The organism is Vibrio stylophorae, assembly GCF_921293875.1.
GTDB lineage: Bacteria > Pseudomonadota > Gammaproteobacteria > Enterobacterales > Vibrionaceae > Vibrio_A > Vibrio_A stylophorae.
The window spans coordinates 490,540-507,378 of sequence record NZ_CAKLDI010000002.1 but is presented as its reverse complement, the minus strand read 5'-3'; the positions used below and the strand labels follow the sequence as shown (position 1 = coordinate 507,378).

At 41.8% G+C, this 16,839-nt stretch carries 9 protein-coding genes and 1 pseudogene; all 10 read right to left on the bottom strand.

Annotation, left to right across the window (positions count from 1 at the left end):
- Window positions 1–4: 4 nt before the first annotated feature.
- The 10 genes and pseudogenes from brxL to L9P36_RS15940 all read right to left on the bottom strand — a co-directional run bounded on the left by brxL (window position 5) and on the right by L9P36_RS15940 (window position 16,748).
- The gene (gene brxL / locus L9P36_RS15980; protein WP_237468619.1) at window positions 5–2,071 is read right to left on the bottom strand and encodes a protease Lon-related BREX system protein BrxL; all 2,067 of its coding nucleotides are present in this window, start codon (window positions 2,069–2,071) and stop codon (window positions 5–7) included.
- Window positions 2,072–2,083: 12 nt separating this feature from the next.
- Window positions 2,084–4,801 (bottom strand): BREX-1 system phosphatase PglZ type A, encoded by a 2,718-nt coding sequence (gene pglZ / locus L9P36_RS15975; protein ID WP_237468618.1) that lies wholly within the window; start codon window positions 4,799–4,801, stop codon window positions 2,084–2,086.
- A 149-nt stretch (window positions 4,802–4,950) separates the two neighbouring features.
- Entirely contained in the window at window positions 4,951–5,499 is a 549-nt protein-coding gene (locus L9P36_RS15970) for a DUF5655 domain-containing protein (RefSeq protein ID WP_237468617.1), read from the bottom strand.
- On the bottom strand, window positions 5,463–6,254 hold the full coding sequence (locus L9P36_RS16450; protein ID WP_435532793.1) for an HNH endonuclease family protein: 792 nt from the start codon (window positions 6,252–6,254) through the stop codon (window positions 5,463–5,465). The genes L9P36_RS15970 and L9P36_RS16450 overlap by 37 nt, the downstream gene beginning before the upstream one ends.
- 120 nt (window positions 6,255–6,374) lie before the next feature.
- Window positions 6,375–6,956, bottom strand: a pseudogene (locus L9P36_RS16445) (DUF262 domain-containing protein); the annotation flags it as partial.
- A 172-nt stretch (window positions 6,957–7,128) separates the two neighbouring features.
- Window positions 7,129–10,809: a BREX-1 system adenine-specific DNA-methyltransferase PglX gene (pglX, locus tag L9P36_RS15960; RefSeq protein WP_237468616.1), complete on the bottom strand. Its 3,681-nt coding sequence runs from the start codon at window positions 10,807–10,809 to the stop codon at window positions 7,129–7,131.
- Window positions 10,810–10,871: 62 nt separating this feature from the next.
- Window positions 10,872–14,567: a BREX system P-loop protein BrxC gene (brxC, locus tag L9P36_RS15955; RefSeq protein ID WP_237468615.1), complete on the bottom strand. Its 3,696-nt coding sequence runs from the start codon at window positions 14,565–14,567 to the stop codon at window positions 10,872–10,874.
- 100 nt (window positions 14,568–14,667) lie between these two features.
- On the bottom strand, window positions 14,668–15,231 hold the full coding sequence (locus L9P36_RS15950) for a DUF1788 domain-containing protein (protein WP_047110487.1): 564 nt from the start codon (window positions 15,229–15,231) through the stop codon (window positions 14,668–14,670).
- Window positions 15,231–15,830 (bottom strand): DUF1819 family protein, encoded by a 600-nt coding sequence (locus L9P36_RS15945; protein WP_237468614.1) that lies wholly within the window; start codon window positions 15,828–15,830, stop codon window positions 15,231–15,233. Before L9P36_RS15945 ends, L9P36_RS15950 begins: the two co-directional genes overlap by 1 nt.
- A 9-nt stretch (window positions 15,831–15,839) precedes the next feature.
- Window positions 15,840–16,748, bottom strand: coding sequence for a WYL domain-containing protein (locus L9P36_RS15940; RefSeq protein ID WP_237468613.1), 909 nt, complete (start codon window positions 16,746–16,748; stop codon window positions 15,840–15,842).
- Between the last annotated feature and the right edge of the window lie 91 nt (window positions 16,749–16,839).

Here is a 16,839-nt window from a genome sequence, read left to right as displayed (position 1 = left end):
ATTGTTAGTTAACTCCTAGCGCCTTATACACAGCGTCGATAGGATCTTGATAGAAACTAACTTGGAACTTGGTAAATGTCTCAGCAGGCACCGTTGGTATATCACTAGCCGATGCCATAGGGATCAGAATCTTAGTTGCACCAGCTTCTAGAGCGACTTGCATAGAACCTGCAAGATCTTGCACTGGATTAATGACACCACCTAATGTCATTGAGCCAAGTACCACCATCGACTCTTGCATCGATTTCCCAAGCAGAGTAGAGCAGTTCGCAATCAGAGACGCGAGACTCGAACTATGCGAGTTACCTGACATTTGCAAATCGACAAAATGTAAATGGAACTCGTGATCAGAATACTGGTTGTTTGCAGCAATGCGCGACAAGTTACCTTTGAAATACTCAAATCCCACTTTCACCTGTTCTTTTGCTTCAGTATCTGAGCCTAAGCCAGAAGTCGTTAACTTGCCATTGCCCGCTGTCTTCTGGGTTTCAATGCGGAAGACACCTAGCTTTCCAGCAGTACCACGGCTAACGAAATGAACAACACCCGCATTTGGCATTCCTGGTGGAATGATCTGGGATCCACCTTGCTCAGGAACGTTGACAAAGAGCTCTTCTAGGCTTTCGTTATCGATATAGGAAAAGTTAACGTCAAAGAACTCCATACCACCAATTTTTTTCAACTGTTCCTTAACACGGCGACGAACTTCAAGAGCATAAGTCAAACAGGTTCTAACATCTTCTTTAGAATACTCGCCGTGTGGGACTAAAAGCTTAAGTAATCCTGACGTGGTGCGACGAACGGCTATGACATCACGTTGGTTTAAGTTATTTCCCAGTTTGAAGAACTTATCAATAGCATCTGCAAACGCATGTTTGCGCATTTCACGCATGTATTCAGCAAGATAATCGGTGATCAGACCAAAGCGATTAGTGAAGAATTCTGGGCGCATTTTAGGTATTTCCCAGCCAGGAATGTAGGCATGGAAACGATCAAAGAATGCAGAGTCAATCATCTCCGCAGGGAAAGGCGCAAGTAGGTGACTGGTTTTTACCAATGTCTCAACGCTCTGGTCAATGTTACCCACGAAAACCATAGAAGCTTTAGCTTCAATAGAGTCTCGTCCACGACTGAAAGAGCCTGATGCCATGTAGTCTTTCATGATTTGCACGCCATCTTTGTCTTTAAAACGTATCCCAGCAACTTCGTCAAAAGCCACGATATCCCACATGCCAACAAGGCCAACCTGACGGCTCGACATATTGTAGAAAAGGTTGGCTACTGTTGTTTGACCACCAGAAACCAGAAGGGAGTTTGGAGAACATTCTTTATATACGTGCGATTTACCTGAACCACGAGGGCCAAGTTCACATACGTTGTAGTTGTTTTCTACAAATGGGATCATCCGAGCGAGTATATGCCACTTGGCACGTTGCTCTAAGTTAGCTGGCTCCATACCTATGGAGCGAAGCAGCAAATCGAGCCATTGATCCATGGTAAAGTTGCGACGAGCATTAAATACCTCATCCATGTTCATGGATGGCATTTGGATAGCTTTCAGCGAAAGAACAGAAAATGGTGAGGTTTTTTGCCCCTCTTCAAAAAAGTAACTTAACGTCACAATACACCAGATACCACCAGTAAGCAGTTTCTCATTCTCTTTGACCATACTGGCAGGTATTACGGCATCTTTGATACCGAGGTTCGACAAGCTGGCTTCATAAACGTCTTTCTTCTGATTGAGCTTAACCGAAATCTTGTCAATAACCTTGTGCGTGCCACGCTCTCGGATCATCGATTTTACTTTTTCAGCTTCGTCAGGTCTTACGTAATTGTCAGTGAGAATTTTCTTAACTCGCTCCATACCAGCTTGAATCAGGTCATCATCAGTTGCAGAGCAATACATACCGAGCAAGTATTCCAGAACATAAACAGGAACGTTCGCGCCTTCTTTTAATTGTTTAGTTAAGTCTTTACGGACAACGCGACCTTTAAATTCGGATGTCATGAGATCGTCGAGATCGACGTCTCGTATCTCTCTAATTTCCTGAGCAATATTATCGTTAATCATCATTGGTGTCCGTTAAAAAAGGTCGTCGAAGTCGTCTTGAATCGCTAAGTCAATCGTGACGGAATAACTTGCAAAGCGATCATTATTCTCAGTATCCAACATAACCAATTTGTAGCTGGTTGTGCGTTCAAAACCTGTGCCATTGAGAGAAAGAATAGCATTGCGTTTTCTGTCATCAGAATTACTGGACTCTGAATCAAACAGCACTTGGGCTTTGTTAGACACAATTTTGCCGTCAGGATCTTCAATCCAAATGCTTAGGCTACGCTCTTTGAAATCATTGCCTACCGCATTAGTTTGTAGGAATTCAATTTTTTCGGTCAGCGTCACAAGGCGAATCGGGTTACTTAGGGGCACAACACCCACTTTCTGTTTCGCTGTAGTTTTTTGTTTCGCCGTTTTTAGGTGTTCGATGCGAAGAACAGGTACACAAATCTCTTGTGGCATTATGCCACCGTGAATGAACTTCGCACCGCCAACAAAGTTGAATCGGTTGGAGCCTCGAGGGATCATGAACTCGGCTTGGTCACTGTTTGACGATAAATTAGCAGTAACCGTCATGTTTCCTGTCCAGTAAAAATCATCTCTAGGCAATTGTTGCCCAATCAAGTAACGTTTTTTGCCTTCGACAGTGCCTTGAGGCTTAACGGATAACGCCGTTTTATCGGAGTCGACGACATCGCTTGATTTAAATAAAAATCCATGATCAGCGGTGACCAGAATACGATTGCCATTGAGCTTGTTGATAATACGTTCTACCAACAACTTAATTTGCTTAATGCCATCAGCACACGCTTCAAATGTTTGGTTTTCAGTTGCTGCTTTATCACCAATAGCATCAATTTGATCATGGTAAATATACACGATGCGAGTATCTGCAATCGCCTTTCGACCTTCCTCATTTGTCCAGTTCAATACATCTGATGATTTCACCGCAATGCCACGGTACTTCTCAAGAATGGCGTTACGTTTTTCAAGTCCATGGGTACTCAAGCCGTCAGCTTTAAAGGTTACGTCTTTACTAATGTGCGCCGTCAATTCTTGATGAGGCAGTAAAGATGCCATGCCAAGTTGCGTATAGCTTGGTACAACGCCTAACTGTGATTTAATCGTCGATTTAAAACGTTTCTCTTTGTTAATTTGTTCATGGATGTCATGAGCGACTTCGTAACGAAGAGCGTCACTGATGATGACAAAAACACGTTTTACTTGTTTTGACTGGAAGATACGCTCGACTTCGTGGTTGTAGAAATTATATTGGTTAATGATGCCGTCAAACTTCCACTTATCGAGTAGGTTTTCATTATCGACATGCTTACCCCATGCAATAGCGAGGTCATGTAGATACCAGTCCACATAAAGCGCTTCGATATCTGCCACAAGTTGTGTTTTTTTCAAGATATCGGATCCGTGGTGAGAAACCTGATTAGCGTTTTCACAAAATACTCGATATGCAGAATCAAACAGGAACAACTGTTCCTCGTATGCCCGATACATTGCTCTTGCTGAGTCGAATTCAAAACCATCAATAAATTTGGCTTTGAGAGAATAAAATTGCTTAGCCGCTTTAAGTGCTTGATACACACAAGCGTACTTAGTGTCGACAAATACTTGTTTTACGTGGCACCAATGGGTGGTCAACCGGTGTGAGGTAATGGTGTTGAGTGCTTGCTGCTCGATGGTGTTAATGTTTTTAGCAAGAAGAATAGCTAGCTGTTTATCGGCAAACTCAAATGTTTCCACATACATCAGTTTTTCTGGCTGAGTGATTTGAGACAGCTTATTGCGGATTTCGAAGTCCGCTTCAATCTGGGCAGCAATGGTGTTGTAGCTATCTTGATAGGTACGGCTTTCACGAAGCTGTACGATAAAGCTGACAACATGAGCACGGCGTGCGGAGTTCATACCGATACGGTCAATACTGTAACCTGCCTCAACTTGTTCAGAAGTGAGCATCGGTAGTAGGTGAGGGCTAAAACTCTCCAACACACTGTCATTGGATGAACAACCACTATTGACCAGTGCTTGGAAGCATTCTGTGAACAAAAGCTTGGTCGCGAGATCTTGCAACGACGGGTGACGTTTCTCGTCCTTGTTAGTTTCAACAATATAACCGAACTCTTCATAAACAATCGTCCAGAAAGAGGGAGTTAAATTGTATTTATCTAACTCAGCGAGTAGTGATCCTGACTCAAAATCGTTAGCGAGTTGCGCTAGCAATACTTGGAGAATGTTGGCAAATGTTGGCGTTTCTAGTTTTAGGCTTGCCGCGATAAGCGCTAGCTCAAGTTCACGCTCTGTAGCGGACTTAGGAAGTAATTTCTTAAGTCGTGTAACGCGCAGCTTGTTCGCAAAGAAGCTTTTAAACTTGGAGATAACAGGACGAAATTCCATGTTCATGCCAATATCGTTGAGGATCATCGAACTACTGTCGGCATAGAATTCTTGCGCATATAGGCGAATGTCATATAGCCAATCACGAATAGGATCATTCGCTTTCTGTTGGCTGTAGAGCAAAAACGCTTGTTCTGGCTCTAACAATTCAACACGGTGTTTTACTTCTAGGTGTGAAAGCGTATCAATCTCAATGATTGTGGCTAGACCATAACGCGTGTCTAACTGAAGAGTAGGGAGTTCGTCGGTAAACTCCTTGTCAACGTCTTGCCAGAAAACGAGGCGGCTTTGTTCAAATTTCTTTAGGAGGCCCTGAGATATTTGTTCTATGTTCATTTAGTTGTCCCGATAGGGCTTTGTTTAAGCGATAAATCTTGCCAAATTTTATCACTTTCAATGCGCATAGTCAGGTGGATGTTCATAAGCTGTGGTCAGTAATTTCGACCACAGCATTGAATAAGTGAACTACCAGTGTATCTCATTGACTAACCTTCAACTTGCATGTCAATAACTTGCTGGATCAACTGAATGGCGTAGGGGATATCTGATAATTCAGTGATTTTGTATTCAACGTCACCATTACCCCAACGACCAAGACTCGTCACGTCGCGGCATAGCTTCTTTGGATCATGAATTTCAGTGAACTTACAGTTGAGAGATAGCCTTAGACCAGAAGCTTGAGGGATAACATCGACAAAATTGGTGTCCAGTTTGAAAGCGACATAAAGCTTCAAAAATTCTTGTTTCACGTTTTCGTCGAGCGACATGACTTTCTGGCTAAACACTTGAAATAGTTCTTTTGAAGACCCAACTGAAATATACGGATGATCTGAAATCGTATAAGCCGCTTTCTTTGTTGGCTGGGCTTGGTATTTCTCTAAAATTTCAGCACTTAAGCTTGGGTAACGCCATACCGTCTGCATTTTATCCGCGAGTAATTTAGAGCGAGCTTGAATTGAATCTATGTTCCAAGTTTTATGGTTTCTTAAGCTTTGGTTTAGAGTGAGTGGACTACTAGCGAAACCGCCTTCCATATCTCGCTTTCAGTAAAGAATCGATCACTGAGTTCAGAGTTGTAACCTGTTAATGTGAGATTACCAATAGTATGGACGTACTCTTCTTGAATTGATTGCCAATCATCACCTAACGCCTGTTGCCACTGAGACGACAGATTTTTGTTCTGAGGTAATACGTGCTCAATCGTGTAATTTTCAACGCTTATGCGCTCTTTCTTATCGTGGTTTTCTAAGCGTCGTAGCCAGTAGGCTCTGCTGCGAACGTTATACATATCTTTGTGCTGTAGGCAGCGATTTAATTCAGAATCTGACGGGAAGCGACGATAAGAAGTTAAACTGATAAGTTCAGCCTTAAAGCTTTCCAGATAACTTGATTTACGAATGGAGCGAGCGAAACTCGCAAAGGTTTTGTTAAGTGAGTTAGTTGGAATGTCGCATACATAACGTCGGAACACATAGCTCTCAATCAGGCGCACACACTCAATGAACTCATCGAGGGTTAAAATCTGACTATCGTAATCATGATACAGCTCTAGTATCAAAGGATAAGACACATCGACTTTATACGCATTTAAGTCTTGAAAGGCTTCAAGCAATTTTTGCTCTTTTTCCTGCTCTAACGAAAAAGCGATATAGAACTGGGCATGTTTGCGCACATCGGCTACGACATCTTCTATATCAAGCTGTGAGCTACTGACATACTTCTTGAATGCTTCATAAACATCGTTGATTCTTGGTGGCTTGTTCGTTTTCAGCGTCAAATAATCACGCATGAACTGATTAAACAGCCAACTGTACTCACCGTTTCCAAAGTCGCTTTCCATCGGGAACCAGTATCGTTCATAAAGGGCGTTTTGTTGTTTTGGCTCAAGGCCCATGAGTACGAAATTACGGATGAGATCCGCTTGGCTCAAATCTAAGCCTGTGGAGTTGAGGCTTTCAAATATAAGTTGGGGATTGTCTCTCTCGCGATCTAACGCGATATCGACGATAAGTAATTTTTGTAGACCAAGGTAAATTTCTGATACTTGACCGTTACTAAGGCGGGCTAGCTTTTCTTTGAAGAATTGGTAATTTTGAATAACACGAGATGTTGCATCATCGTCGTGCGTGACTTCACCATCGATGATGGCCCTTAGCTCTTTGTCATCAGCTTTAGTCAGTAGAAGCTTGTAATAAAGGTCGCCTTCTTCAGCATCATTACAAAGGTAATACGTTGCCAGTTTTTTAGCATTCGTACCTTCAATAACGGATGTGTTTTCTGCGCTACGAACATTTAGTTCTGAAACTAACGCAGCAATTAATAGGGTTGTAGAGGTTAGTCTCTGTTGCCCATCAATAACGAGTAGTTGAGGGACATCGCTATGGCTGTATAAGCCGCGTTCCACGTAGACTACTGAGCCAATGAAATGGGCTTCTAAGTCAGTCGTACCCGCACGGACGATATCTTTCCATAGTTGCTCACATTGCTCTTGAGTCCAGCTATACTAGCGCTGGTAAATTGGAATGATAAATTGGGCCGATTTTTGTAAGAATTTAAATAATCTGTTTTCTGTTGCTTTCATGGTTACCAACTGGATTTTCAGATATTGTCATTTTTGTTATTAATGTAGAAAAAGAGCAGCCTAAAGGCTGCTCATGAATCAATTACTTAATTTTCTCAGGTGCTTTACCGTGAATAGCTTTCACGTCTGCAAGTAGGTTGCCGAACTTGCCATAGTTCATCTTAACGCCATCATCGAGGTCGATGCTGATCTTCATTTCAGCTAGGTGCTTCAATTCTTCATCGAACTTAACAAGCTCTGCTTGTTTCTTGTCGATGGTTTTCAGTTCCTTATCAATCGAACGAAGTTCTGCGCCTGTAGCCGTTGCTTTTGAATCTTCAAGAATGTTCTTGCGACTTTCTAGCTTACCCATAAGCGGTGTAACGTATTCGGTACGCATACGCGATAGGGTACTTTCGTTATAACGGTGCAAGTAAACCAAACACTCAAACGCTTTCTCTTTACCTGAGCTAAATAACCAGTAAATAGGGCGCTTTTTGTACGTTTTTAAATGATCTTTAAAGAACTGAGTAGAGAAGTAGCGACGGATGGTATCCATCGAGCTTTCACCTTTCTTCGGCTTAATGGCATAAAGGCATAAGCTCTCAGCCACAAAGTCTAAGTTCTCGCTCAAGTGCTCTTCACCCCAAACCGTTTTCACAAATTCACGGAAGCGGGTAGTCGCATCATCGTCAAACAACCATTCTTCGTCAGCCAACGGCACGATACCATCGTCATCAGCAGGGAAAGTTTTGTATGCGCCTTCTGCTACAAGTTCTTTGAAGCCTTCGTTGCCTGAGTGAGCGTAGACTAAGCCTTCGCGATCTAGGGAGTAGCGCCCCATAATACATCCAATAGCATACGAGAGGCTATTTTGGATCAAAGTGCTTTGCATTAGTCCCTGATTTTTTTTCTTATTATCTGATTTGTAAACGTAATTTGGATTGCAACTTAATGTTATATCACCTAATCCAACGTCACTATCAATGATATCATGTAAATCATATGCATCAATTAATAAGAGGTTATTCTCAACTTCTAGTCTTTTTGTTGACATTATGAGATTTTTGATATGCTCGTTGTGACTAGAATTGATTTCTCTTAGTCGCCCCTTGGTGCCTAATATTAATTTGTTAGATGAGAAATTTCTGCTATCTTCTGATGAGTTGAAATCTTTTTTATGGTTGTTAAGTAACTCTTTAGTGTTTTCTACTAATTTTTCTTCATCAGTTACATTGCGCCAAGGTATTTTGCATACATCGTCTTGTTGATAATTTAGAGTTGGTGCAATTAGTTTTAATATCTGACTACTTATGTTTGAATTCAAAAGTGCAAGTAAAGGTATTAATTTACTTTCGTTTTTTTCTGAAAATAAAATAGCTACTTCTTGGTAGGTTTGGTCTTCTTCAATAACCCTAAAGCTAGGCTTGCTAGAAGTTACTTTGCTCCATGTAATCCCTTTTAAATACCAGAATTCTTCACGGATCAGACGACCAGCCTGGGATTTTTTATAATGAGTAAGTGCCTTCTCAGACCAATCTACAACTTCATAATCATTACCATACCACTTTCTATACGCTCCTCCTTTGGAAAATGAGAACCACTTTTTATGTTTACCAATTGAATTATTACTAACTTCCCACCAAAATCGTACAAACCTTGCATTATCTGTTGTAACATTTTTGCCCTCAGATTCGGCAAAATCTCTAATTTCACGTTTTGTATTCTTAAAGACATCGAGAAGCTTGTCTGAAGCCCAGTAAGCAACAGGCGTACCTGTTATATAAGAAAATTTTGAAGTGTTAGTATTAAAAATAACTGATCTATCATTTTTGGAAATAGCTTCTTTCGCTGAGTATGATAATTCTTTATCACCTCCTTTAATATCGACCAGTCGTATAAACTGGCTTTGTTGTTTTAAGACTGACTTATTAATAGAGAATGCACATATTTGAACCGTTGCGCCTTTGAAACCTCCAAGTGGAAGCTCAATAAGACTCCTTAGTAAATTGTCATTAATAATAAACTCTCTTAAATTTTGATGTGATGAAATATACATCCATACATTTGGTGTCATTAAAGCTATTTCGCCAAAAGCTTTTGTCATTTGAATACACTTAACAGTAAACGCAGAAAATAGATCCTTCTCATATCCTTTATAGTTTAAGGACAAAAACTTTTTTAATTCAGTAACATGATGGCTGAAACCCATGTATGGGGGATTAGCTACTGTAACATCATATTTTGTCGCCAGTATGATTGATTGTTCAGTTATAGGTAAAAGTGTTTCTGCTGCTATCTTTGCAGTTGCATCGTGGCTTTTAGAATTTTTTGTCAATTGTTCTTGCAATTGAAGTAGTAGTTTGAGTTGGAAACTGTCGATTTCAATCAATGACCCTAAGTTTTTAGCATCAATAAACTGTTCTTTCAGGTAGCGCAATAAATCAAGGTAAACCTCGTTCTCTGCGGATAGTTCACTGATGTCGATTTGTGGCTCTGCAAACAGGTCGCTCATAGAACCTGCTTTTTGGTTACCATCAAGATCCAAATCAGCCCAAAGTTGGTTAATGTTCAGGTTTTCAGTCGATTGAATCGAGTGGATATTTAACTTGATATCACGAGAGAAAATACGCTTATCATCCTTACGCGCTTTCATCATCACTGCAAAGGCTGCCATTTGCGCGGCGCGATCATCGATATCCAAGCCATAGATGTTTTTGGTAAGAATTAGCTCTGGGATTTCACGTTGGCGATAGCCGCGCTCTAGGTAAATTTCACGCAGCACTTCATACACTTCCACCAAGATGTGGCCAGAACCACAAGCAGGGTCAAGCACTTTGATTGCTTCTGGATCAATACTGGTTGGCGTAATTGCTTTTAGTTGCTCAATAACATCATCACTTTGCTCAGCAGGGGTGATGTAATACGCCATCTTCTCTTTTAATTCAGAGTTAGGGTAGGTAGCAAGCCACTGACGACCAAGCGAGTTTTGCACTAGGTACTTAACAATCCAGTTAGGGGTAAATAGCTGAGTGGCCGCAGGAATGTCTTCACGCTTAACCACTTTACCAATAACCGCATCTTTGTGTTCAGAGATGTAGAACTGGTATAGCCAGCCAATAACTTCAATCTCTTGCCAGTTATCTTCTGGAATATCGTTAACCAAATCCTTTAAGATTGAATCGGTTTTTGTCAGGTTATCTGGCAGTAGTAGCTCAGTTGCGTCATCAAGTGCTTCAAACATGAAAGGCATCGCTTCGCTAAGCTGGTGGCACTGACCAAGAAGAAGAGCACGGTACAACTCTTCTTCTTTGTTGCCATCGAGCACCATATCAATGATGCTTTCTTTGTTTAAGCCGAGGTCGTCGGCTACGTCTGCCGCTGAGCCTAAAATCTCAAAGCCTTCACCAAATTTTGCCCCTTCGCTTTTGCTCAATACTCGGTAGCCATGATCGAGATACTCGTTGACTTCCATGTAGCGGATAGCGGTTAAACGGTTGAACCAAGTAAAAGCAGTTTCGTTAATGAATTGGTTAAAACCATCTTTTAATACGAACTTACCGTTGTTCGTGCCTAGCGCTTCGATACGTTTAACGAGTTGGGCACGTTGTTGACCTTGCTGACGAGTAAATACACGACCTTCAATCACGGCACTATCGCCATCAATGGTCATTTCGGCAATGCGATCTGCGTATAAGCCAAGGAATGCAGCACGTTTTGTTACGGCCTCCATAAAAGCCAAACGGGCTTTAGGAGCGTAAGCTTTTAATTTATTGGTGTTCATTATAATCTCGTTCTTATATTGACAGTCCATGCTCAAAGAAGCGTGGACATACTGTAATTGAGTTACTTGATACGTACTTTATGATTAGACGCAATTAAGCCAGATAACTGCGTTTTTAGCGCCGAAAGGTAGGCTTCTAGCTCATCTTCTGTTTCAAGGTAGCTGCTATCGCCAAGTTCTTTGAAGATTAAACCAGTATCAAAAGTAACAACTTTCTTAGCTTTTGGTTTTGCTACAGAAGGCTCCGCCACTTCTAGCGTGCCTGTTGTTGCGGTCGAACCATAGCTATTGGCATCACTTGGTGGTAAATCAAGTGTGCCGTTACCATTAGCAGCTGTTGTTATAGTTTCTTTACGTTTAGCTTGCTCTGCTGCTTTCGCTTGTTGGTCAATGTAAGCATTAATGATCTGCTCAGCTTGTTCGACTAACTCATCTGAATTACGCACTTCTTCATTAACTTCTGCAATGCTTGTCAGCTTGTCCAAACGTTGGAGAGACAGTTGAAGCGGTCGAAGCGCATTATTACTGATGGTGTCAGGTGCTTTAGCGTCTGCAATATGTTGTTGAACATCTTCAATTGCCGTTTGTAGTTTGCTTGCGGCAACACGTCGGCTATTGGCAAGAAGCTCGTTATTTACTGCTTGTGCTTGTTCAATTAAGCCTTGGACATTGCGAATTTTGCCGTAAGGGCGCTTATCCTTGTAAATCGCTTCTAGCTTATCTAGTGCAGATTTTGCTTGCTCAGAAGTTTCTAGTAGGTAGCGGTTTTTCGCGAACTCGACATTCAACGCGTTCGCGAGTGTTTGCCAAGTTGAGAACTGCTTTTCGTAAAACGTTTCGAGGTCTTCAAAATCTTCGACAAAGTCTTCTAAGTCGTTACCTTTGCGAAGTAGCTCATCAATGAACTTGTAGCTGCCTTGTTTTTCAAGCAGGGCAGAGAGCAGCATAATGCCATCTTCGATTTCGTTTGTGCCCGGGAAATAACCTGTGGTTGATTTTGCTTTGAAATCCTTGAGTTTTGCTAGCTTGCCTTTCAAAAGAACGCTTCCTTGTTCAAACAACTCTTTTTCTGTTGTTGGTGCATTTTTCTCGAAAATGCTTTTATAAAGGCCAGCCGCTTTCTTTAGGTTAGCTTCCGATTGTTGTTGAACTCGGCGAATGCGTAGATTTGCACGTTTAGCCGTTTTATCGAGATGCTCAAAAGCACTGCGTAGAGCCACATCTTGTTGGTTCGCTTGTAGTGTCAACTTGTTTGCGACAGCTAAACGGGCAATCATTAGAATGATTTCGTTATCATTCCAGCCATAAGGACGACGAGAGAACTTCTTCACCATGTCTCCCGCAGTAATAGGGCGACCATATTCATCACTGATTGCGATATGCTGTTCAATTTCAGCAATGGCACGAGGGTTGGCTTCAACGTCAGTTAAATCGATGTTCATCTGGCTTAGGTCGTCAACAATTAGAGTTTGCTGAATTTGCTGGCGAATATCACCGTTATACGGTTTGACGTATTTTAGTCTGTTGAAGGTATTCTCAATAACATGGCAGTAGGCGTTATCAATAATGGCACTTGGGGTTGCACCTTTAGTGGTGTAGTTTTGGCCTAGAACGTAGAAATCTGATTGCTTGATTAGTTCTTCTAGTTCTGAAACGATTTGTTTGCGACGAGCACTGTTTTCCGCCGCTTTTGCTCGAATCAAAACTTCCATTTCAGCATCGCGACCCGCGTTGCGCTTGGTGTATTTCGCAGTACGGATGTATGTACGTAGCTCACCAAACAGGCGAGTTTGGTCTTTAAGTTTTAGTAGAATGGAGTCGGATGACTCGTTGCCACAAACCGCATCGTTCATTTCATCGTAGCTAGAATCGATAGGTGAGATCACTTTAAACAACAGGTCGTTATCTGTCGTGCGATCAAAGGGTTGACCATTACAGAAACGTGAAACAGGGAAGTCCTGTTTGTTTTCTGGGTAACGGTAGTTATTGTTTGTTTTTAAGATCTCTTCAAAAAGGATTTTGCTTAACTCTGCTGTTTCGTCAGAGGATTCGATCTCCGTATTTTGGATTTCCTTTTCGATTTCTTTTTCTTCATTGGTCAGGAAGATGTACTCATCCCCTTGACGAGCAATCAGGTTGTTATTTTCAAGGGCATCTAGGCTGTCGTTGATGGCTAAACGAAGTTCACGTACATCCTGATCTACCTCATTAATACATAGGGTAATAATGTTGTCGATGGTGGATTTCATCTCATCAACGTAGCGGATCATAAATAGCGTTTGGAGAACTTGAACAGAAAAAGCATTGATCGAGCTTTTTTCAGCAGCTTGGTTAATGTCGCGTACTACTGCGGTATCAAGGAACTTCTTAATCGATGGGTAAAAGCTGTATAGCGGGATTAAACGACCAATATCATCGGACACAAATTGATTTGTTGCGGTTTGGAACGCTTCAATAAGTGAACGTTCACCTTTAGCAAGGTGTGTACCTGCCGCACCTGCTTGACTGATGCCAGAAAATACCTTTTGAACAATGTTGTATTGGTACGGTGCAAACGGGTAACTTGAAATGAAGTTCTCTGTGCCAGTGAAGTTAGAGAATTCTGCTTTGTTTGTGCGCTCAAAACTTAGGTGGTTACGAATGATATCGCCTTTCTCATTGTACAATTGCGCCAGCGCGGCTTTGGCTGGTTCTGTTTTGTCGAGCAGACGTTTTTCAATCACTTCGTTAACGTTTGAACTTGAAAGAGAGATACGGTCGAAACGTTGTTGGATTCGCGAAAAGTCGTTCTTACGAGAGCCTTCTTGCATTTTACCCAGTACAGCATCCATATCTTCTTGAGATGTAACCACAACCCATGCGCGACCTTCACAAATGGTGCCAAGGTTTTCTGTGATGGTTTGTAGCTTTAGCATCATTTGCGTGTTTTGACCAATGTACTGACCAATTTCATCCACGAAGAAGTGAATACGACGCTCTGGGCTGCCGTCAAGGTACTGTTTTACCCACTTACAGAAGTTTTGAATGTCTAAGCTAAAGTTGTTCTCTAGACGTTCAATAGCCTGGCGACCAGCTTCTTCTGACTGTCCTGTCACTTGGGCGAAAGCTGCGGCAAGGTCATCGCGGTAAAAGTCATAAGAGTCACGTTCTTCTAGCCATGATGATCCTGACAACTCTTCAAATACTTGGTGGAATTCTTGTAGTTTGCCACGAGCATCCAGATCTCGTTCAAGATCGGCTATATGAGCGTGATCGCCTGAGTATCCCATTTTCTCGTTAAATACTTTGAGGAATACTTTCAGGATGGCATCTTCTTTATCATCGGTATCGGCGCGGCTATCGATGTTAAATAGAATGACGTTGTTTTCCTTGTTGATTGCACGACGCATATCACCAAGTAGCATTTGGTCATCTTCAAGTTTTTCTTCGAAGAAGTCGATTGCACGTTTGCTTTTGCCATCATGGTTTGTCTCTACGTTCTTTAGCAAGTAGGACATAATTTTAATGAAGTGCGATTTACCAGAGCCGAAGAAGCCTGAAACCCAAATGCCAGACTTACCTGTCATTGATGCTTTTTTAGGATCATCGACGGACGGCATGTAATATTTGAAGAACTGCTCAATATGACCCTTAAGCTCGGCAGTGATTACGTATTCGTCTAATTCGACAAAGACGGTATCGTTTTCAACTTGATCGGCTTTTACCACGCCATTGATAGGGCGGGTAATGTCTTTAGTAAATAGCTGCTGTAACTGCATGATGGTTTCCTAGCTAAACTTTATTTTAATTTGTTTGTGTGATGGTTACTCTGAGAATTTAAGCGGTACTTTGTAACCAGCTGCACATTATTTAATTGAATTATGCGAGCTTAAAAGCGCGATAATAGTTATTGGATTCGACGCGCCCGAATGGTTTTAGCGCAGCACCATCGTATTCTCCTGGGTAGAACATGACGGTAGGCACTTGACCAACTTTAGCGTGCAAAGCATTGAGTAGTCCGTGCCCGCGAACGATAGGCCATACACTGCCTAAACCGTGAAGTAGAATAAAATCACAATTGTCGATGTTTGCTTCATTGACGATAAATTCTGCGACTCGGTTTTGTTCTAAAGGACCTTTTAGCGCTTTGAAAAGGGCATCATCACCTTTTTCAAACTGCATTTTAAATGCTTTATCAAGGAGGCGGCGCGACTCTAAAAGCTTCACGATCATTTCGAATAAGTTAATGCTCGCAAACGTATACCCACGATTGCTCAGTTTCTTTTCGAGTATGGCGATATGTTCTCGCACGGCGATTTCATGCTCTGGTTTGTAATCGAAAATGTAGAAACCGATCTCACCGCCAAGTTCTTTATTTTGAAGAAAGCCTTCGCTCTCTAAACGTTCTTGGATGGAATCGAGTCGTTGTTGTAATTGCTGCATCAGTAAGCCTCCATCGCTTGGATGATGTCTTCTTGGTCCATTTCTATGAGGAGTGAACGAACGTCAGGCTCTATGTAGATATTGGTTAAAACCTTAGATTTTGTACTTTCCAGAAAACCGCCGTCAGTCATGACTTTAAATGCGACTTGTGCAATTTTGTAAGTCGATGATTCAGACATTTCAGCAAACTCTGGATAGAGGCGGCATTTATCTTCCCAAAAGTATTCCCAGTCTTTGTTGTCGATGCTTTCTCTATACATACGTTTCGCATCCATAACGACAGTTCGCATGAAATCCGCTAAGAGAGGCGAATTAATAAGTGTTGCCGCCATCATCAATTGAGCTGCTGCCTCATAGTTGGCATTTGCTAAGGCAGACAGAAACTCGTTACTTAGGGAGCCAATGCGTTTTTTGATGGTTGCAGCATTACGTTTGGCTGAAGCAGGGGAGCGTTTTTGCAAGATGTTTTGATTAACGATCGCATCATCCCACTGTTCTTTACTTGGTTGAGTAAGTAGCAAATCCGCAATCAACTGACTCTCTTTTATCATTAGGCTGCCACCGATCAGATCGCCAAGATATTTTTTGTATTCAGTCATGTTCGTGTCCTAATTGAGTTGGATTGCTTCATTTTTGGAAGTCGGGGTGGTTTCGTCATCATAACCAGATGCGAGGTGGAGATTATCGACACCATATAATGTTGGTCTGTTTGCAAGCCATAATTGATGCTCAGCACTTCGTTGCGTGGCATTTTTCGAACAATCTACATTCCAGCGACGTAACAGATACCCTGTAAGCGCGGCCCTAACTTCAAGCTTTAACATCCCGCTACTCATCGAATAGTCGAGTTCAATAGCTTTAGGGTGCACGATGTTTTTAGGGTGAGGTACTAGCTCTAAAGGAACAAATCGCATCCATTGCTTGTCTGCGAGCATGGTTTGTTCGTTACCAATCTCTTGGTCTAACAATGCTGCTTTGGTAATTCGCGATATCACGAAGTCACGAAATTGATTGCTATGGCAGTCGTAAGCACGGATATGCCAACGTAGCCCATTATCAATAAGCGAGTGTGGGATGATGGTTCGATTGCTCTCACCACTGCTTATAGATACGTAGGTAATGTTTACGGCTTTACAGTTCAGTGCTGCTTGCGTCAGAACAGAGATAATGTTGATGTTGGGAACATTGAGTTGACTAGGCGTTTCGAACGGGATGCCTAAGCCATTGATCACGCTGTCTTCACCTGCCAGTTTATTTGCCAATTTACTGAGCGTTTCTGTTGGATTGTGGTTAAACAACGGGCTGAACGTATGGGTCTGAAAATAGCGCTTCTCAGCGTTGTCGTAGACGAGGTTGCTGGGCGCTAATTCTTTATAGAGGTTGATGTCGCGAGTCGCGTTAGATAGCCCCATCTTAAAGTGCTCGACGACTTCTGAGCGCATAAAGTGACCAATAAACATTAACTTAAAGTCAATGTAGGCGAGTCTCTGCTTTTGTGCGTAGTTGAGATTATCCATGAAATCATTACTATTTTTTATTTGAGCGAAGTATGACCCATTATGGGTCGAGCATCAATTTTTTGCACTTAATAGGATGTTAGTTTGTATA

Excerpts from the sequence above, each read along its gene's own strand:
- brxL (WP_237468619.1), bottom strand. The coding sequence starts at position 2,071 with ATGATTAACGATAATATTGCTCAGGAAATTAGAGAGATACGAGACGTC.
- pglZ (WP_237468618.1), bottom strand. The coding sequence starts at position 4,801 with ATGAACATAGAACAAATATCTCAGGGCCTCCTAAAGAAATTTGAACAA.
- L9P36_RS15970 (WP_237468617.1), bottom strand. The coding sequence starts at position 5,499 with ATGGAAGGCGGTTTCGCTAGTAGTCCACTCACTCTAAACCAAAGCTTA.
- L9P36_RS16450 (WP_435532793.1), bottom strand. The coding sequence starts at position 6,254 with ATGCGTGATTATTTGACGCTGAAAACGAACAAGCCACCAAGAATCAAC.
- pglX (WP_237468616.1), bottom strand. The coding sequence starts at position 10,809 with ATGAACACCAATAAATTAAAAGCTTACGCTCCTAAAGCCCGTTTGGCT.
- brxC (WP_237468615.1), bottom strand. The coding sequence starts at position 14,567 with ATGCAGTTACAGCAGCTATTTACTAAAGACATTACCCGCCCTATCAAT.
- L9P36_RS15950 (WP_047110487.1), bottom strand. The coding sequence starts at position 15,231 with ATGCAGCAATTACAACAACGACTCGATTCCATCCAAGAACGTTTAGAG.
- L9P36_RS15945 (WP_237468614.1), bottom strand. The coding sequence starts at position 15,830 with ATGACTGAATACAAAAAATATCTTGGCGATCTGATCGGTGGCAGCCTA.
- L9P36_RS15940 (WP_237468613.1), bottom strand. The coding sequence starts at position 16,748 with ATGGATAATCTCAACTACGCACAAAAGCAGAGACTCGCCTACATTGAC.